The sequence below is a fragment of the Robertkochia aurantiaca genome (assembly GCF_020166495.1).
Taxonomy (GTDB): domain Bacteria; phylum Bacteroidota; class Bacteroidia; order Flavobacteriales; family Flavobacteriaceae; genus Robertkochia; species Robertkochia aurantiaca.
The window spans coordinates 348,940-368,653 of sequence record NZ_JAINZS010000001.1 but is presented as its reverse complement, the minus strand read 5'-3'; the positions used below and the strand labels follow the sequence as shown (position 1 = coordinate 368,653).

Here is a 19,714-nt window from a genome sequence, read left to right as displayed (position 1 = left end):
TTTAAAACAACTTTCTCAATCTTTTAGAACTAATTGTCTGATTCTTACACTTGAAACGATGGTGGTGTGATATTCTTACTTTTTGGCTAAATTTAGGCCATCATAAAAGGCTCTGCTCAGAGTCGAACTTTTTCATGAGCCGGGCTTTATACTACCAAAAACACTTAAACTATGAAATACTATTACTTATTGACGCTTATATGTCTTACGATGAGCAGTCTTCAGGCTCAGTTCTCTGAAAAGAAGGCAGACATGAAGAAATACGAAGGATTTTTCGATTTCTGGTACGATGCTTCGGAAGACAAGATATACCTTGAGACCGATGATACCGAAAAAGAATTTCTGTATGTCTACTCCCTTAGTCACGGACTGGGAAGCAATGATATCGGACTGGATCGCGGACAATTAGGAAATGAACAAGTTGTATACTTTAAAAAAGCAGGTAATAAAATGCTGCTCATGCAGCCAAACCTCAGGTATCGTGCCATTACCGAGAACAGACTTGAAAGAACCTCGGTAGAGCAGGCGTTCGCTAAAACGGTTCTATTTGGTTTTGAAATCAAAGATACCCTTGATAACGGAAACTTTATTATAGATTTTACGCCTTTCCTGATGCAAGACATGCATGGGGTGGCCCAACGACTCAAATCAGGTAGGCAGGGAAATTACAGCCTGGATGAAAAGAAAAGTGCTCTTTGGCTGGAACGAACCCGTTCCTTTCCTGAAAATTCAGAGTTCGAGGCCTTGCTGACTTTTACCGGGGAGCCTTCAGGCAGCTATATCAGGTCTGTGGCCCCTGATCCGCGTAAGGTATCAGTGGTGCAGCATCATTCTTTCGTAAAACTGCCCGATACCACAGGTTTTGAAATGCGGCCATATGACCCAAGAAGCGGGCTAAATGCCTTTACATACATGGATTACGCCACGCCGGTTCAGGAGTCTGTTGTAAAGCGGTTCATTCACAGGCACCGGTTGGAGAAGAAGGATCCCGAAGCGGCTGTAAGTGAAGCGGTCGAGCCCATTGTCTATTATCTGGATAACGGTACCCCTGAGCCGGTGCGTTCTGCCCTGCTGGAGGGAGCTCAATGGTGGAATCAGGCGTTTGAGGCAGCAGGCTATAAGAATGCGTTCAGGGTAGAGATCTTACCCGATGATGCAGATCCGCTTGACGTAAGATATAATGTGATTCAATGGGTACACCGGTCTACCCGTGGCTGGAGCTACGGAGCTTCGGTCACCGACCCGAGAACGGGAGAGATCATTAAAGGTCACGTGAGCCTTGGAAGTCTTAGAATAAGACAGGATTTCATGATTGCCCAGGCCTTGCTTGAGAGTCCTTACCCTGAAAATGAGGAGAATTATGAGGATATGCTCGAGATCGCACTGGCGAGAATACGACAGCTGTCGGCTCATGAGGTAGGCCATACCCTTGGATTTGCCCATAACTTTGCTGCCAGTTCTACCGAGAGAGCTTCGGTGATGGATTATCCGCACCCGCAATATGAACTTGACAACGGGGATATTAAATTTGAGAATATCTACGACACCGGAATTGGCGAATGGGATAAAATCACGGTAGCTTATGCATATCAGGATTTTCCTGAAGGTGCCGATGAGAAGCAGGCTCTTGATGAGATCTTACAACGCGCCAAGGAAAAGGATATAGTTTTTATTTCTGACTCCGATGCCCGGTCTGCAGGAGGTGCTCATGCCCTTGCCCATTTATGGGATAATGGAAAAGAGGCGACCGAGGAACTCGAAGAAGTATTGAGAATCAGAGAAAAGGCTATTGAGAATTTTTCGGAGGAAAACATTAAAATTGGTGAACCTTACACTGTGCTTGAAGATGTGTTCGTGCCGCTTTATTTCTTCCACAGATACCAAACCGAAGCGACTGCAAAGCTGGTTGGCGGGATGACCTATGAATACAGTGTAAGAGGTGGAGGAGACAGCCGTCCGGAGTTTCTTGACAGTAAGATGCAGAAAGATGCTCTCCGTGCTGTTCTCAGAACCCTCGACCCTGAGATTCTTGCCATTCCTACAGAAAAACTGGCATTGTTTCCACCCAGAGCCCGCGGGTATTCACGAACAAGAGAATCATTTAAAAGTCGCCTGGATGTAGCTTTCGATCCCTTCAGTGTGGCCGAGACCGCCGCTGACTTCAGTCTTGGATTCTTATTACACCCGGCACGGGTGAACCGACTTGTTCAGCAGAAATCCATAGACCGGGATCAGTTGGGAGCTGCTGAGATGTTTGATGAGTTATACAAAGCGACCTTCAAAAATGATGAGCGTGATGAATACCTCAAAGAAATAAATCAAATGGTCAATTTCAGGGTGTTGCATCATCTTATGAACCTGGCCTTAAATAACGAGGCTTATCCACAGGTACAGGGGCTTGCTCTTGAGCAGATCGATCGTATCGATGCAGAATTGAAAAAAGACGATAATTATCCTTACAGAAAGGCTTATTTGGATCGTATCGAACGATTCAGGGAAAAACCGGAACTTTTCGAATTGATCCCGGTAAAGAAAATTCCCGATGGATCTCCCATCGGAAGCAGTTTTATGAATTGAAATGAAATGAAATAATGCAAAAAGAAATCAATCTGATCAGTGATACCACAACCCGGCCAACCGAGGGAATGTTGCAGGCCATGATGAAGGCCCGCGTTGGAGACGACGTATTCAAAGAAGACCCTACCGTCAATGAAATGGAGGAGCGTGTTGCGAAAATGTTCGGGAAGGAGGCTGCGCTCTTCTTCCCCAGCGGAACCATGGCCAATCAAACGGCTATAAAAGTGCATACTCAACCGGGGGAGCAGCTTATTGCTGACAAATATGCCCATATTTTTAATTATGAAGGAGGAGGGGTGAGTTTCAACAGCGGTGTTTCATGTAAACTGCTCGATGGAGACAGGGGCATGATCACCGCATCACAGGTTGAGGCTGCAATCAATCCGCCAGATTTCTATCACAGTCCGCTTACGACCCTGGTATGTCTTGAAAATACCACGAACAAAGGGGGAGGGGCCTGTTATGATTTTTCAGAGATTGAAAAGATCAGAGAGGTCTGTGATCGTAATAATCTGGGGTTGCATCTTGACGGCGCCAGACTCTGGAACGCCATGGTGGCCAGGAATGAAAAGCCAGAGCAGTATGGTCAGGTGTTTGACTCTATTTCTGTATGCTTCAGCAAAGGTTTAGGGTGTCCTGTGGGATCGATGTTGGTCGGAAGTCAGGCGTTCATCGACAAGGCCCTGAGAGTGAGAAAAATGCTGGGTGGAGGGATGCGACAGGCAGGATACCTGGCGGCCGCCGTATTGTATGCTCTCGATAATCATGTGGATCGCCTGGAAGAAGATCACCGGAAGGCCGGCGAAATAGCCGCGATGCTGAACACCCTTAACATAGTGAAAAAGGTCGAGCCCGTTGAAACCAACATTCTTATTTTTCAGCTGAGGGATGAAGTCGATGAAAACAGCTTCTTTGAAAAACTGAAAAAAGAGGGCATCAGGATCATCAGTATGGGACAGGGAAAACTCAGAATGGTCACTCATCTCGATTATACAAACGAGATGCATACCACCTTACTCAAAAAACTAAAAAATCTGGACGATTAATATTTTCAGAGGGAAAAATGATTTTGCTTTGTAAAAAGGGTTAGCCGGTGGCTGGCCCCTTTCTGCTTTACATTGATTGCCTAGGCGGTGGTAAGATCTCTGATATCGGCATCTGTGGCATGATTCATCACAGAATCAATACCGTTCTCGAGTCCCGCTTCAGAGGTGTACATCTGACTGCTTCCGATAATTTGCCCATTCGAAGCTTTCAGGTTAAAATGAAACTTCCCGTTGGAAGCTGTTTTTCTTTCAAACCGCGATTCATCACCCGCGTGAGTCTTTACTGATTCGACTCCTTTCCTGGCACTTGATTTATCGGTATATCCCTGGCTTACCAGGATAACCTGACCGTTTCTGGCTTTAAGGTGAAAGTAGTATTTTTCGTTTTTCTCGCTTTGAAATATCTCAAACATGTAAATAAATATTTTGATTGGTGTTTTAAATATATCAAATTCCTGAAAGAAAAAACCAATAAAATATTAAGAATGAATGAGTTAACGATGAAATACTGAAATCATAGACGATTATTTAAAAAGATCGAGTCCGGGGATATCGGGCATGCCTTCTTTCGCCACGGCGCCTAACTCAGCCTCGTTCACCTTCCCGGCCTTTTCGATCAGATTGTTCATATGAACAACCAAATAATCTTCCAGTTGCTCCCTGTCTTCAAGAAGCCGGTCATCGATACTTATATTTTCCAGTCTTCGGTTGGCGGTCATGGTAAGCTTCAACAGACCGTCGCTGCTTTCTTCAGACACCATTACGGTATCCAGTCGCTTTTTGGTTTCCTCTATTTTCTGTTGGGTTTCCTTGATCTTACCCATCATACCCATCAAATCTCCAAACATGATCTTTATATTAGTTATAATACCTGACAAAATTACTAAATTGTAAAGCTAACCTATGCTTAAAAATGATGAAAATACACCCCGGTATTTTGGCTATAGCTTGTATTTTTGCATTTTCATGCCAAAACGAAGCAGCACACATGAGCGAAAGCGATCTAAGGCCTCCTATGGCCGATAAAAAATCAACACAACTTGAAAAGCATGGTGACATCAGGTACGATGAGTATTATTGGTTGAACCAAAGAGAAAACCCTGAGGTTATCGATTATCTCGAAAGAGAAAATCATTATTACGAACAGATGAATCAACATCTGCAGGGTTTCAGGGAGTCTCTGTTTGAAGAAATGAAGGGACGAATCAAGGAAGACGATCAATCGGTTCCTTATAAGTATAACGGATACTGGTATATAACCCGGTACCGTGAAGGTGAAGATTATCCGGTATACCTCAGGAAGAAGGAGCTGGAAGATGAAACCGAAGAGGTCTTATTCGACTGTAACGAGCTGGCAGAAGGCTATGAATATTTTAATTTGCGAGGCCTGAATGTAAGTCCTGACAATAACCTAATTGCTTTTGGAACCGATACGGTGGGAAGAAGGCAGTATACCATTCAGATAAAAGATCTTAGAACAGGGGAGATCTATCCCATGGAAATTACGAATACAACCGGCACCAGTACCTGGGCCAATGATAATCAAACGCTTTTCTATACCCGTAAAGATGATCAAACTCTTCGGTCTGACAAGATATACCGACACATCTGGGGAACTGCTGTAGAAGATGATCAGGTAGTATACCATGAAGAAGACGAGACCTTCAATGCCTTTGTCTATAAATCGAAATCACAGCAATATATCATTTTTGGATCAGGCAGCACCCTTACAAGCGAATACAGTATTTTAGATGCTGACCGCCCGATGGATAAGCCCAGGGTTTTCCAGGAGCGGATACGTGGGCTTGAATACGGAATTTCACATTATAAGGATCATTTCTATGTGATCACCAATGCCGATAAGGCCCGAAACTTCAAGCTCATGAAAACGCGGGTCTCAACTACCGGAAAAGAGCATTGGGAGGAGGTCATTGGTCATCGCGATGACGTGCTTTTGGAAGATATCGATATCTTCAGGGATTTTCTGGTGGTCAGCGAGCGCAGGAACGGACTTAATGAGATAAGAGTGATCAGATGGTCAGACAGTTCTGAGTACTATATCCCCTTTGATAACGAGACCTATACTGCCTTTACAGCCACCAACCTCGATTTCGATACGCAAAAATTACGGTATATATATAACTCACTCACCACACCCAGCAGTACCATTGAGTTCGATATGGAAACGAAGTCAAAATTTATTCTGAAGGAACAGGAAGTGCTGGGCGGGAAATTCAATAAATCCAATTACAAGGAGGAACGTCTTTGGGCAAAGGCCACAGACGGCACGATGATCCCAATCTCTCTGGTTTACAGAAAGGATACACAGTTATCTTCTGAAACCCCGCTTTTGCTATACGGGTATGGTTCATATGGTGCCACCCTCGATCCCTATTTTTCAAGTGTGCGCCTTTCTTTGCTTGACAGAGGATTTGTTTATGCGATTGCACATATAAGGGGAGGGGAGTATCTCGGAAGGAAATGGTACGATGAGGGGAAGCTGCTGAAGAAGAAGAATACGTTTACAGATTTTATAGATTGCTCAAAATTCCTGATCGAAAGGAATTATACAGGTCCTGAGCACCTTTATGCCATGGGAGGCTCGGCAGGCGGACTTCTGATGGGCGCGGTGATGAACATGGCACCTGAACTCTATAATGGTATAGTGGCACAGGTACCCTTTGTCGATGTAGTAACCACCATGCTGGATGAGAGCATTCCGTTAACCACCGGAGAATATGATGAGTGGGGGAACCCGAATAAGAAAGAGTATTATGATTATATCAAGTCATACTCCCCTTATGATAATGTGGCACCTCTGGATTATCCGAACCTTCTTGTCACTACCGGACTGCATGATTCTCAGGTACAGTACTGGGAACCAGCCAAGTGGGTGGCCAGGTTGAGAGATGTTAAAAAAGGCTATGGAAAGCTTTTCCTGTATACCAATATGGAAGCCGGTCATGGCGGGGCTTCCGGGAGGTTTAAAGCATTGAGGGAAGTAGCGATGGAGTATGCCTTTTTACTTGACCTTGAGGGAATACGAGAGTAATTAAAAAAAAATTCTAAATTTGCAACGGTTCAAATCCTCAAATTTTGATCCTAACCCGCATCTCTATGGAACAAAAAATAAACGCTTACAACAACGTTTTAGAGCTGATTGGGAACACCCCTCTCATCAGAATGAACAAGATTACAGATCAATTTAATGGATCATACTTCGCTAAAGTAGAAGCTTTCAACCCGGGACATTCGTCTAAAGATCGAATAGCGCTTCATATCATTGAGGAGGCTGAGCGAAAAGGACTCATCAAACCGGGAGATACCATCATCGAAACCACTTCTGGTAATACAGGTTTCAGTATAGCTATGGTCAGTATAATCAAGGGTTATGAATGCATACTGGCGGTAAGTTCAAAGTCTTCCAAAGATAAGATCGATATGTTGCGTTCCATGGGAGCAAATGTATATGTGTGTCCGGCAAATGTCAGCGCTGATGATCCGAGATCCTATTACCAGGTAGCCCGGAGATTACACGAAGAGATAAAAGGTTCGGTCTATATAAATCAATACTTCAATGAACTGAATACCGAAGCTCATTATAAATCAACAGGGCCTGAAATCTGGGAACAGACCGGAGGGCAGATCACCCATTTGGTGGCATGCAGCGGAACCGGAGGAACGATTTCGGGTACTGCGCGTTTTCTGAAAGAAATGAATCCCTCAGTAAGAATTATCGGGGTTGATGCCTACGGGTCGGTTCTCAAGAAATATCACGAAACGGGAGAGTTCGATGAGAAAGAGATTTACCCGTATCGTATCGAAGGGCTGGGAAAAAACCTGATCCCAACGGCTACCGATTTTGAGATCATAGACAAATTCATCAAGGTTAATGATGAAGACAGTGCTCATACGGCAAGAGAGATCTCTAAAACTGAAGGGTGCTTTGTTGGTTATACCAGTGGGGCTGTTATGCAGGCTGTAAAGCAACTGGCTGCAGAAGGTGAGTTTACCAAAGACAGCAAAGTGGTAATGATCTTCCCCGATCACGGTTCGCGCTATATGAGTAAGATTTACAGTGATGACTGGATGAGTGAGCAGGGATTTTTTGATACTGTAAATTCTGAGGAAGAGAGAAAGATCGAGTATGTCAAATAATTAAACCGGCTTACATATATGAAATTCCAGGCTGTAGATAAGGTTAGTAATATCTCTGGTAAGGAATTTCATGAATGTTATGTTAAACCGGGAAAGCCGGTGATCTTTGAGGATCTGGCAAAAGACTGGCCGGCCTCTGATCTTTGGAGTTTTGAATATTTCAGGTCTCGTTACGGTCACTGGATGATACCGATGTATGATAAGTCATATCATGAACCCGGAGCCGGATATATGAAGCCTGCCACCTATAAGAGATTTGGTGAATACCTCGATATTATTGAGCACGAGCCCACAGACCTTCGTTTTCACAATTTTCAGATAATGAAGGAAGCTCCTGAACTTGCAGAGCATTACCATACTCCACGAATCATGAACGGCTTTTTGAAATTCGCCCTGATGTTTTTCGGGGGAAAAGATTCTACGCTGAACCTGCATTACGACATCGATTGTTCGCACGTTTTCCTGACCCATTTCCAGACTCGTAAAAAACTCTATCTGTTTTCACCTGACCAGAGTGAGCTGTTGTATCATTTGCCATTCACGAATCATTCACATCTCGACGTCTTACAACCGGACATGGAAGAATTTCCGGCCTATGAAAAGGCCAGGGGAATGGTAGCTGATATCAGGCATGGAGAAACCCTTTTTATTCCTAAATTGTGGTGGCACTTTGTTCACTATGTCGAAGGCGGATTCTCTTTGGCTTTAAGGGCCAATGATTCGGTGGCCACAAAGGCAAGAGGTCTTTGGAACCTGGTGAGGCTTTTCACCGTTGATACGGGTATGAACTACCTGGCCGGGGAAAGCTGGAAAAAATATAAAGAGAACCAGGCGAAAAGAAATGCGAGTCGCCTGCTTGTATAACTCAAATAATTTGAATGAAAAACATCGTCATTACCGGAGTTTCTTCCGGAATTGGAAAAGCAAGTGTACAATACTTTCTCAAGAAGGGTTACCGGGTATTCGGTAGTGTGAGAAAGGAAGAAGATGCCCGTCAACTCAGTAAAGAATGGGGTGAGCGGTTTGTTCCGCTGGTCTTCGACCTTCAGGATTCGGAAGCGATCGAATCAGCCGCTTCGAAGGTGCATGATATTATTGGTGATGCACGCCTGGATGCTTTGGTAAACAACGCAGGAATTTCGGTCAACGGGCCGCTGGCTTATATAGAGCCTGAAGAATTTTCAAAACAGCTTGATGTAAATGTACTGGGGGTTTTAAGGGTTACCCAGGCATTTCTTCCGTTACTGGGCTTTAATAATGACCGGCCAAAAGGGCATATCGTCAATATAAGTTCCGGTTCGGGAAGGGTCACCCGCCCGTTTATGGGGCCTTATTCTGCATCTAAGTTTGCGCTGGAATCATTATCTGACGGGCTCAGAAGGGAATTGCTTGATTTTGGTATCGGGGTAACGATCATCGAACCGGGACCTATCAAGTCTGAGATCTGGACTAAAGCAAAATCGGGTAAAACCGAGGAAAAATATGCAGACACCCCTTATGGGAAGATTTATGAGAAACTTCCGGTCATGGTGTCAAATATGGAAAAGATAGCCCTTGATGCCGAAAAAGTGGCCGCTTTGATTTACGGAGTTGTTGAAGGAGAAAAGGGAAAAACCCGCTATCTGATCGCTCCAAAACGATGGTTGTTCTGGCTGGCCATTCATGTGATGCCCGACAGAATGCTGGACAAAATGTTTCAGAAACAGTTCAATAGGCTGGTCAACGGCTGAAATTAAATTGTGAAAACTGCTTTGAATTGGTTATTTTTGCCTGCTCGAATTTGAAAAACATATAATATATAAACTTCGCCTACACATGAGAGATTTATTTGATAGGATCATTGAAAACAAGGGACCCTTAGGAAAGTGGGCTTCACAAGCAGAAGGTTATTTTGTCTTTCCAAAACTGGAAGGTCAGATCTCTAACCGAATGAAGTTCAACGGAAAGGAAGTCATCACCTGGAGTATCAATGATTACCTCGGTCTTGCCAATCACCCTGAAGTTAGAAAAATAGATGCTGAAGCTGCTGCAGAGCACGGAGCTGCCTATCCGATGGGAGCACGAATGATGAGCGGTCATACTGACCTGCATGAACAGTTGCAGAATGAACTCGCTTCCTTCGTAAAGAAAGAAGCTGCATATCTTTTAAACTTCGGTTATCAGGGAATCATGTCTTGTATCGATGCTTTGGTGACCAAAGATGATATCATCGTTTACGATGTGGATTCTCATGCTTGTATTATCGACGGGGTTCGTTTGCATATGGGGAAACGCTTCACCTATCAGCACAACGATATGGACAGCCTGGAGAAAAACCTCGAGAGAGCTACCAAAATGGCTGAACAAACCGGTGGCGGCATCCTGGTGATCTCTGAAGGAGTTTTCGGAATGAGAGGAGAGCAGGGACGTCTTAAAGAGATCGTTGAGCTGAAAAAGAAATTTAAATTCCGTCTGCTTGTAGATGATGCTCACGGTTTCGGAACCCTGGGTGCTACGGGAGCAGGTGCAGGTGAAGAGCAGGGGGTACAGGAAGGTATCGATGTTTATTTCGCAACTTTCGCCAAATCAATGGCCAGTATCGGAGCATTTTTGGCCGGGGATAAAGAGGTGATCGATTATCTTAAATATAACCTGAGATCTCAGATGTTTGCCAAGTCCCTTCCTATGATCTTCGTAAAAGGAGCTCTTAAGCGACTTGAGATGTTGCGTTCCATGCCCGAACTTAAGAATAAATTATGGGAGAATGTGAATGCTCTTCAGAACGGATTGAAGGAAAGAGGGTTTGATATCGGAACGACTCAGAGCTGTGTTACGCCGGTTTACCTTAACGGAAGTATTCCTGAAGCCATGGCGTTGGTAAAAGACCTGCGTGAAAACTATGGTATTTTCTGTTCGATCGTCGTATACCCGGTAATTCCTAAAGGATTGATCCTTCTGAGAATGATCCCTACTGCTACTCACACAATGGAGGATATACAGGAGACTCTGGAAGCATTTTCAGCTATCAGAACCCGTTTGGAGAATGGAACCTATAAGAGACTTTCTCAGGCCGTGGCTATGGCTATGGGAGAGTAAACAGGTCATAATTGAAATAAAACTTGTGATCCGCCGGAGAAATCCGGCGGATTTTTTTTTGCGTGTTACCCGGGCAGGTAACCCCATCTTACCAGGTCATTCCTTTCTGTGATCTGTTTGATGCTTCCATGGTGAAGCAACACGATCCTTGTGGCGATGTCGTAAACCGTTCTGTAGTTGTGATCGGTAATGATAAAACCTTTATGAGATCTTTGTTCCTTAATAAGCCCGGCCAGAATCTCACAGTTTACCGGGGAATTTCCGGCAAAGGGTTCGTCCAGTAATATATAGTCCTGTTGGGCGTGAATGGTGATAACTGTTTCTATAAATCTTTGTGTTCCCTTCGATATTTCATATGGCTTTTTATTTAATGAGGCCTTGACAGAAGGTAAGTTTATGACCTTATCCAGGTTTTCAGGAGGAACAAATGCTCTGATCGCTTTGATGATTTTCAAATGTCCGGGAAGAAAGTTTTCCTGCGGAAGGTAGGCCAGGTGTCTGATGGTGGCGGCTTCAGACAGCAGTACGTGTTTGCCTGCCCTTACAAAACGGTTTTCTGCGGTCAGACTTTTATGAATGATCTTCAGCAGGGTCGACTTCCCTGAGCCGTTTCTTCCCAGTATTCCCAGTATTTCACCCTTTTTGCAAGCCAGGTAGATATCAGATAACAACAGCTTGTTACCAAAGCGCATTTGTATACTGTCAATGTGCAGGTGGTTCAAATCAGAAAGGGTGTTAACATTAAAAATATTACCGAAAGGGTTATGGTCCAAAGAAAACGCCGGCTTAGCCCCAGGTTTCTGTAGAAGCCATATTCAGATGGAAAGCGTAACTCGTAAGTGATGAACTGCATAACCGGAACCAATATAACCATGGAAATAAAAAACGTTTTGAAATGATTCCCGATGAACCAGGCCAGTAACCCTGAAATAATGATCGCAGTGATAAGAAATCTTGAATAGAAATACCACAGAGATCGCAAAAGTCGTTTCAGCAATGGTATAATATTCAGGATATTCAAGATTTAATCAATTACAGTATCAGAGTTCTTTTTTGTAAGTACGCCATTTTTTGATCAATTCAGGTCCGTATTCCTTCCACAGCGCCTGCACCTGAATATTTGTCTCCAGCTCCGGATTGGTCTCGACATACTTTATACCACGCCTTAAAAAGGTGTCGGTCACTTCCTCAAAGATCAATGCTGTAAGCCCCTTACGCATCCATTCAGGATGAATACCTATGAGCAGCAGGGTACCTTTGTCATTTTTTTTCTGGGCTTTCCATAAATGATAAAATCCGAAGGGAAATAATTTCCCGTTCGCCTTCTGAAGGGCCTTGGAGAATGAGGGCATAACCACTGAAAACCCAAGCAGGTTATCGTTTTGATCTGTGATCAGCGCAACAAAATCCGGATCGAGAAACTTCAGGAATTTCTTCTTGTAATGCTCGACCATATAAGGCTTGATCGGGGTAAATGATTCCAGTTGCCCGTAAGAGAGATTCATCAATTCAAAAATGGCCTCAGACCAGGGCAGTAATTCTTTGGTAGATTTGAACTTCTGTAATTTGAGCCCGAATTTCTTTTGAATGAGTTTTGAAAAGGTCCTTACTTTTTCAGGTACTTCCTCAGGAACGGGTATCTGGTATTCCTTCCAGTCGACTTCTTTTTCAAACCCCAGTTTCTCCATTAGTTCGGGGTAGTAGGAGAAATTATAATGGGTTGACATGCTGCCGATGCGGTCAAAACCCTCGATGAGCATTCCTGCCTTATCCATATTGCTGAAGCCCGAAGGGCCTTCGATGTAGGAGAGGCCTTTCTCCTTTCCAAAATTCATGGCATGCCTGAAAAGCTCTTCAGCTACTTCTTTGTCGTTGATGCTTTCAAACCAACCAAAGCGAAGTTTTTTCTTTCCCAGTTGGTCTACCTCGGTATGATTGATGATCGCAGCAATACGGCCGGCCACTTTCTGATCTCTGTAAGCCAGAAAAAGCCTCGACTCAGCTTCACGATATATGGGGTTCTTTGCTGCATCGAGCGTGCTGAGCTCCTCCTGTATTAAAGGCGGAACCCATTTGTCTGATGTTTTGTACAGGGAAAACGGAAACTTCACGAATGTCTCCAGGTCTTTTTTACTCCTCACTTCCTTAACCGTGATCATGCTGGCTTCTTGCTTTAGTTCTTGTTTTTAAACTTATTAAAGGCGCCGTTCTTTCGAAGCGCCTTTTTATCGTAATCAGGCGTGTTGTCTACCTTTCGTTCGGGGTCGGTATGATGGTCGAGCCTGAAAGACATCCCGATAGCTCCGAAAAGTCTTGAGGGGGTGTCTTTAATATTCATCCCCAAAGAGGCATCGATCTGCAGATTCTTATTCATCAGGCGGGCACCCCCGACTCTGAATATCCCGTCTGCATAAGTGTCGCTATTGAATCCCTGATGTTCTGCAAATATCGTATATCTGGGATTTTTAAGGGCATGGGTAAGGGTAATTATATAGTTGAACATGGGGTCATCGCTGGTAAACCGGTCATAAATGATATTTGATACCAGTACCCAGCGAGGTGTGAGATGTTGCTGGGTGGCGACCATGACCTTCGGGGTGACCTGAGGTTGTTCGGGAAAGAAGGGATTGTCGCCGAAATAAAAATTGGCCCCGGCATATACTGCTACGGCAGGCATAAGATTCTTCCATTGGAATGTGTTATTCGCTCGCCAGCTGTATAAATTAGGTTTGTTGCGATCAGGATCCTTGAAGGGATCGAACAAGAGAAATTTGGCACCTATGGTGTTGTATAAGAAATCATTATTATTGTATTCAGAAGGAGGGAGGGTCGAATTGTCTGTGACCCCTTCGAATGCATAGCTTCCATCGATGATAAGCTCCAGTTGCTCAAAGAAGAGTCCGTATCTGAATACATAATCAACACCAAAACGGTTAGACTCGGTTCTCAGCGCGCTATGCTCTCTTTGTTCATAGGAAAAGCCTGATTCGAGCTGGAAAACGCCTGTTCCCACAGAAAAAGCACTGTAGGAGGCTCCGGGTCTGTTCGAATTGATGACCTCTGTATACTGCGAATGGCTGATGGTCGCAACAAGGAGGGTGATAAGCAGGGGTATTAGTTTTTTGTTCATCACGATTGGGATTTTTGACAGAACTAAAATAGGATAATTATTTCAACCCTCCTTTTCAGGGGGCATAATTCATACAGGAATTGCAAAGCTAAGCCTGGATTAAGGTTAACGCTGTAACTGGATTTTATTATTAATTTAAGTCAAGAGGTTCTCTTTAAAAGATGGAACTGTTGTATTTTTGCGCTCTAAAGTAACTTCTGATGCAGTTTTTGAGAACTATCCTGATCATCTTGTTAATCCTCTTCGGTTTAAGGATATTATCACGTCTTTTTGCCCCATTTCTGATCAAATTCGCTTCCAGGAAAATGGAAAAGGAAATGGAAAAACGCTTCGGCGGGAACCGTGCCCGGTCGGGAGAGGAAACCCGCAAGGAAGGTGAAACTGTGATCGACAAGGGTTCTGTGAAGCGCCCCGATAAAAATTCTTCTGAAAAAGTTGGAGAATATATCGATTTTGAAGAACTTGACTAACTAAACCCTATTTAATGACTAACCAATTAAAAAATGTATTGCCACACGTGGCGGTATTTTTCTTATTTGTTCTAGCCGCAACTCTTTATTTCTCTCCGGTACTTCAAGGTAAAAAGATCTTTCAAAGCGATATCATTCAATATATCGGTATGGCCAGCGAAAGGGATGCCTATAAAGATCAGACAGGCGAAGAGTCTTACTGGACCAATAGTGCCTTTGGCGGGATGCCCACCTATCAGCTTGGAGCCAACTACCCTCATAATTACATCAAAGATCTTGACAGGCTGATACGTTTTCTGCCCAGACCGGCAGACTATCTCTTTCTTTATTTTGCAGGGATATACCTGTTACTGCTTGTACTTCGGGTAGACTGGAAGTTAGCTGCAATCGGAAGCCTGGCTTTTGGTTTCTCTACCTATCTCATCATTATCTTAGGGGTCGGACATAATGCCAAGGCTCATGCCATCGGATATTTTGCCTTTGTGCTGGCCGGGATCATACTGGCATTTCGAAAACATTATATATGGGGCTTTCTGCTTACCGCACTTGCCATGGCCCTTGAAATCAATGCGAATCACTTCCAGATGACCTATTACCTGCTGCTGCTTGTGGTGGTTCTCGGGGTGGTTTACCTGGTCGATGCCATTAAAAAGAAAGAGCTGCCACATTATTTCAAAACAGTGGGATTGCTTACGGTGGCTGTTGTGCTTTCCCTGGTAACCAATGCTACTAATCTTATGGCAACCCGGGAATATGCTGCCTGGAGTACGAGAGGGCCGGGGGAACTTACAGTGAACCCTGACGGAAGTACGAAAGAGATCAGTAGCGGGTTGGATAAGGATTATATCACTCAGTACAGTTACGGACTGGCTGAGTCTTTGAATTTGATCGTTCCCCGCTTGTTTGGTGGAGCAGACCGCGAAAACCTTGGATCTGATTCTGAGACCTACCGGTTTCTCACTAACCAGGGTGTTTCACCGGTGCAGGCATCTGAATTCGCACGTAATCTGCCTCTGTACTGGGGCGACCAACCGGGAGTAGCTGCACCGGCCTATGTAGGAATAACGGTTTTCTTTTTGTTCCTGCTGGGTGCATTTTTGGTAAAGGGGCGTTTAAAATGGTGGTTGCTTATCGGAGCCTTCATGTCTCTGGTTCTTTCCTGGGGTAAGAATTTCGGCCTGCTTACAGATTTTATGATCGATTATTTCCCGCTTTATGATAAGTTCAGGGCAATAACCTCGGTTCAGACCATTCTTGAACTCTGTGTGCCGGTTCTGGCCATGCTGGGGGTGTCACAGTTCATCTCCCAGAAATACGGGGAATCAGAAAAGTGGAACAGTCTTAAGTATGCCTTTATCGGTATAGGTGTGGTGCTTACGGCTCTGTTTGTGTTCAGTGGAGCCTTCAGTTTTGTCGGTCCCTATGATGATTACTACGCACAGTCATTTGGTCAGGAACTTATCGAGGTGATAAAGGCAGACCGGAAAGCGGTCTATACGTCTGACCTGTTGCGTAGTTTCGGCCTCCTTGCAATCACCGCACTGGTTTTATGGTTCTTTCTGAAAAAGGGAATGAAGCCTCTTTACCTCGTTTTTGCTTTAGGGCTGCTGATCTTAACCGATCTGGTGCCGGTTGACCGTCGTTATGTGAATAATGAAGATTTTGTAAATGCCCGCCGAATAAACAAACCTTTCCAGGCCGGATATCCGGAACAGGAAATAAAAAAAGATACAGCCCTTCATTTCAGAGTTTTTAATCCTGCAGAAGGACTTAACGGAGCAGCCACTTCATATTTTCATCGTTCCATCGGTGGTTATCATGCCGCTAAGCCCCGCCGGATGCAAAATCTCTATGAGTTCCACATTGCCAAGAACAATGTGTCGGTGCTCAATATGCTGAACGTACGTTATATTATTCAACAAAATGAAAAGGGTCAAAGCTATCCTGCCAGAAACCCTTATGCAAACGGGAACGCCTGGTTCGTTAACCGACTTATTCCCGTAGATACTCCTGATGCTGAGATACAGGCACTCGATACGCTTGAAACCAAATCTGCAGCGGTTTATGATATGAATCAGCAAGGTCTGCCTGAAGAGCTTTCGGACCGGTATCAAAAAGATTCTTTAGCACGTATCAGCCTGGTTTCTTACGCCCCCGATAAACTGGTCTATGAGAGTGTAAATTCCAATAAGGGACTGGCTGTTTTTTCTGAAATGTATTATCCGTTCGGTTGGAAAGTGGCCATCGACGGTCAGGAGGTGCAGAGTTTCAGGGTCAATTACGCCCTCAGAGCTTTAGAGATTCCTGCAGGGGCACATACGATCAGCTTTACTTTTGAACCGGAAGTAGTACAAACCGGAAGTACCATTTCCCTGGCCGGAAATGTGTTGCTTGCGCTCCTCTTTCTCGGGGGGCTGGTATACAGTCTGAACCGTAAGCGATCCCGAACCGATGAATCCGCAGAATAAGGATGCCAAAAAAACGGTGGTCATAGTAACCTATTACTGGCCGCCGGCCGGAGGTCCCGGGGTACAGCGGTGGCTCAGGTTTGTATCCCATTTGCCCGATCACGGGATAAAGCCGGTGGTGATCATTCCCGAAAACCCCACTTATCCGATCACGGACCCCCGTTTTCTGAAAGAGGTTCCTGAAGCAGCAGAGATTCATCGTGTTCCGATCAGGGAGCCTTATAAATGGGCCAAATTGTTCAGTTTCAAAAAGACTCAAAAGATCAGTCGCGGCATTATTGAAGATAAGCGGCAGTCGATGACGGAGAAATTCCTGTTATGGGTGAGGGGAAATTTTTTTGTTCCGGATGCGCGTGTTTCATGGGTTGAGCCTGTCTCAGGTTTCCTTGAAAACTACCTTGGTAATCACCATGTCGATGCTTTGATCACCACAGGTCCTCCTCACAGTCTTCATCTTATTGGAATGGCTTTGAAAGAGCGAACCGGGATGTACTGGATGGCCGATTTTCGTGATCCGTGGACATCGATAGGATATCATGAGAAACTTTTCCTGGGTAACAAAGCAAGAAAACAACACGAATCCCTGGAGAGAAAAGTGCTCAATCTGGCAGACAGAATCATCGCCACGAGCTATTCAACCCGACGGGAATTGCAGGAAAAGACTTCTAAGCCGGTCTCAATGATCACGAATGGCTATGAGCCCGAGGAGGTACAAGTAAGCCTCACCCGGGATTTTACATTAAGGCATATCGGTTCTCTGCTGAGTGGAAGAAACCCCAAGAACCTCTGGCGCGTGCTGAAAGAGCTGTCAGGGGAAATGAAGGGATTCAGGGAAAGTTTAAAGATCGAACTGGCAGGGGTGGTTAGTGATGAAGTTGTGGATACCATCAAAAGTTTCGGACTGGAAGAAAACCTTGTTCTTCTTGGATATGTAGAGCATCGCGAAGCCTTGAAATTACAGCATGCAGCTCAGGTTCTTTTATTGCTGGAGATCGATTCTGATATCACCAGGGGTATTATTCCCGGAAAAATATTTGAGTATATGGCATCAGGGCGTCCGATCCTGGCAATTGGACCCACCTCATGGGATGCGGGACGATTGCTTAGAGAGGCAGAGTATGGCCAGGCCTATGCTTATGAAGACTATCAATTGCTTAAATCAAAAATAAGAGAGTATTTTATAAGTTATAAAGAAGGCAACCTCAAAGGACCCGATGCCGATATAGCTGCCTACAGTCGGTCGGCTCTGACCCGGAAACTGGCAGCCCTCATACCTTAACGCATGGGAATCGTAATAAAACAATCAGCCCGAAATCTTATTCTGACCTATATCGGATTTGCTATAGGAGCGGTTAATACGCTTTTCCTCTATACCAATTTTCTTTCTGCCGCCTATTTCGGTCTGATTGGGTTTCTGTTGTCTGCTGCCAATATTCTGATGCCTTTCCTGAGCTTCGGAATTCACAATACCATTGTAAAGTTCTATTCTTCTTATGAAAATGAAGAGGAGAAGCATCGTTTCATTACTACTTCGCTGCTGATGCCTTTACTGCTCATCATCCCTGTTGCGCTGATTGGTTTTGTGGGGTATGATGAGATATCATCGTTTCTTTCTTCGAAAAATGATATCGTTGAAGACTACGTATGGTATATATTCTTCCTGGCCATAGCAATGGCTTATTTTGAGATATTTTTTGCATTGGCGAAGGTGAAATATCGCACTGTATACGGGAATTTCCTGAAAGAGGTATTTCACCGGGCGTTGATTGCCGTTCTGTTGTTTGGCGTGTACCTGAACTGGCTGTCTGTACCGCATTTCGTGGCAGCAATGACCCTGGTTTATATATTGCGCGGATTGCTCATGCTTTTGGCTATCTGGAGAAATGGAGACCTTTCCTTGTCTTTTGCTTTACCGCCCGATTTTAAAAGGGTGGTCAAATATGCCTTTTTGATTATTGTTGCCGGCTCTGTGGCTGTGGTCTTACTGGATATAGATAAGGTGATGTTGGGAAAATTCAAGAGTATAGAGAATATTGCTTATTACAATGTGGCCGTATTCATTGCGGTTGTAATAGCCGTTCCCGCAAGGGCGCTTCACCAGATCACTTATCCCTTGACTTCAACGCTCATGAACCAGGGAAAGATGGATGAACTGAGCGACCTGTATAAAAGGAGTTCGATCAACCTGTTGATTGTAAGCGGCTTAGTGTTCTTGTTGATACTTGGTAATATTAAGGAGCTTTATGCGCTTATCCCGGAGCAATACGCCGGAGGTATCCCGGTGGTATTTCTTATCGCGCTAGCGAAACTTTCAGATAACTTACTGGGTATCAACAATGCCATCATATTTAATTCCAACTATTACCGGATGGTACTTTTTTTCGGGGTATTACTGGCCATCCTTACCGTGATACTCAATATAATCTTTATACCTGTGTGGGGTATTGAAGGGGCAGCCTTTGCAACCTTACTGGCTTTCCTGATATATAATATCAGTAAAATAATATTTGTTAAGACCAAACTGAAGATGCAGCCTTTTACAAAGAATACATTGAAAACCTTTCTTTTGCTGGGGGCACTGTTACCCGCTTTCTATTTTATGTCATTGCCTTTTTTGCCGGTGATATCCATAATGATTAAAAGTGCGGCTATGGCGGCTTTTTATGGTGTCGCTGTGATCTGGTTAAACCTCTCTGAAGACATTCACGGGCTTTTTCTTAAATACGTAAAAAGAAAAGGGCCCCGCCTATAGGCGAGACCCATCCTAACTAAATAACTAACAAACTATAT

The 19,714-nt window shown here is 44.3% G+C and carries 16 protein-coding genes; 11 read left to right on the top strand and 5 right to left on the bottom strand.

The window, feature by feature from the left end:
* The first annotated feature begins 171 nt into the window (after nt 1-171).
* Together K7R10_RS01680 and K7R10_RS01675 are read left to right on the top strand one after the other, a co-directional pair.
* Nucleotides 172-2,577, top strand: coding sequence for a zinc-dependent metalloprotease (locus tag K7R10_RS01680; protein WP_224482950.1), 2,406 nt, complete (start codon nt 172-174; stop codon nt 2,575-2,577).
* Between the two features lie 14 nt (nt 2,578-2,591).
* On the top strand, nt 2,592-3,623 hold the full coding sequence (locus K7R10_RS01675; protein WP_224482949.1) for a threonine aldolase family protein: 1,032 nt from the start codon (nt 2,592-2,594) through the stop codon (nt 3,621-3,623).
* An 80-nt stretch (nt 3,624-3,703) separates the two neighbouring features.
* On the opposite strand, the gene K7R10_RS01670 is transcribed toward K7R10_RS01675, so the two are convergent.
* Both K7R10_RS01670 and K7R10_RS01665 read right to left on the bottom strand, forming a co-directional pair.
* Nucleotides 3,704-4,036 carry a YegP family protein gene (locus K7R10_RS01670; RefSeq protein WP_224482948.1) on the bottom strand — a complete coding sequence of 111 codons (333 nt, stop codon included), beginning with the start codon at nt 4,034-4,036 and terminating at the stop codon, nt 3,704-3,706.
* A 111-nt stretch (nt 4,037-4,147) separates the two neighbouring features.
* Nucleotides 4,148-4,471, bottom strand: coding sequence for a YbaB/EbfC family nucleoid-associated protein (locus K7R10_RS01665; protein WP_224482947.1), 324 nt, complete (start codon nt 4,469-4,471; stop codon nt 4,148-4,150).
* A 68-nt stretch (nt 4,472-4,539) separates the two neighbouring features.
* Between K7R10_RS01665 and K7R10_RS01660 the strand changes: the two genes are divergently transcribed.
* From K7R10_RS01660 to capB, 5 genes are all read left to right on the top strand, one after another.
* The gene (locus tag K7R10_RS01660; protein ID WP_370631292.1) at nt 4,540-6,675 is read left to right on the top strand and encodes a S9 family peptidase; all 2,136 of its coding nucleotides are present in this window, start codon (nt 4,540-4,542) and stop codon (nt 6,673-6,675) included.
* Between the two features lie 65 nt (nt 6,676-6,740).
* Nucleotides 6,741-7,781 (top strand): cysteate synthase, encoded by a 1,041-nt coding sequence (gene capA / locus K7R10_RS01655; protein WP_224482945.1) that lies wholly within the window; start codon nt 6,741-6,743, stop codon nt 7,779-7,781.
* Nucleotides 7,782-7,799: 18 nt separating this feature from the next.
* Nucleotides 7,800-8,645, top strand: a complete 846-nt coding sequence (locus K7R10_RS01650) for a cupin-like domain-containing protein (RefSeq protein ID WP_224482944.1) — start codon at nt 7,800-7,802, stop codon at nt 8,643-8,645.
* Nucleotides 8,646-8,659: 14 nt separating this feature from the next.
* On the top strand, nt 8,660-9,511 hold the full coding sequence (locus K7R10_RS01645) for an SDR family oxidoreductase (RefSeq protein ID WP_224482943.1): 852 nt from the start codon (nt 8,660-8,662) through the stop codon (nt 9,509-9,511).
* Between the two features lie 85 nt (nt 9,512-9,596).
* The gene (gene capB / locus K7R10_RS01640) at nt 9,597-10,856 is read left to right on the top strand and encodes a cysteate-C-fatty acyltransferase (RefSeq protein WP_224482942.1); all 1,260 of its coding nucleotides are present in this window, start codon (nt 9,597-9,599) and stop codon (nt 10,854-10,856) included.
* A gap of 65 nt (nt 10,857-10,921) precedes the next feature.
* Here the strand turns inward: capB and K7R10_RS01635 are convergent, their stop codons facing one another.
* The 3 genes from K7R10_RS01635 to K7R10_RS01625 form a co-directional block, all read right to left on the bottom strand.
* Complete coding sequence (locus K7R10_RS01635) at nt 10,922-11,629, bottom strand: ATP-binding cassette domain-containing protein (RefSeq protein ID WP_224482941.1); 708 nt, start codon at nt 11,627-11,629, stop codon at nt 10,922-10,924.
* A gap of 267 nt (nt 11,630-11,896) precedes the next feature.
* Complete coding sequence (locus K7R10_RS01630) at nt 11,897-13,015, bottom strand: GNAT family N-acetyltransferase (RefSeq protein WP_224482940.1); 1,119 nt, start codon at nt 13,013-13,015, stop codon at nt 11,897-11,899.
* A 14-nt stretch (nt 13,016-13,029) separates the two neighbouring features.
* Entirely contained in the window at nt 13,030-13,986 is a 957-nt protein-coding gene (locus K7R10_RS01625; RefSeq protein ID WP_224482939.1) for a transporter, read from the bottom strand.
* Nucleotides 13,987-14,186: 200 nt separating this feature from the next.
* On the opposite strand from K7R10_RS01625, the gene K7R10_RS01620 reads away from it, so the two are divergent.
* The 4 genes from K7R10_RS01620 to K7R10_RS01605 are packed head-to-tail and all read left to right on the top strand — an operon-like array spanning nt 14,187 to nt 19,676.
* Nucleotides 14,187-14,456 carry a DUF4834 family protein gene (locus tag K7R10_RS01620; protein ID WP_224482938.1) on the top strand — a complete coding sequence of 90 codons (270 nt, stop codon included), beginning with the start codon at nt 14,187-14,189 and terminating at the stop codon, nt 14,454-14,456.
* A 14-nt stretch (nt 14,457-14,470) separates the two neighbouring features.
* Nucleotides 14,471-16,924, top strand: coding sequence for a YfhO family protein (locus K7R10_RS01615; RefSeq protein ID WP_224482937.1), 2,454 nt, complete (start codon nt 14,471-14,473; stop codon nt 16,922-16,924).
* Entirely contained in the window at nt 16,908-18,203 is a 1,296-nt protein-coding gene (locus K7R10_RS01610; RefSeq protein ID WP_224482936.1) for a glycosyltransferase family 4 protein, read from the top strand. The genes K7R10_RS01615 and K7R10_RS01610 overlap by 17 nt, the downstream gene beginning before the upstream one ends.
* Nucleotides 18,204-18,206: 3 nt before the next feature.
* The gene (locus tag K7R10_RS01605; protein WP_224482935.1) at nt 18,207-19,676 is read left to right on the top strand and encodes an oligosaccharide flippase family protein; all 1,470 of its coding nucleotides are present in this window, start codon (nt 18,207-18,209) and stop codon (nt 19,674-19,676) included.
* Nucleotides 19,677-19,714: the final 38 nt, after the last annotated feature.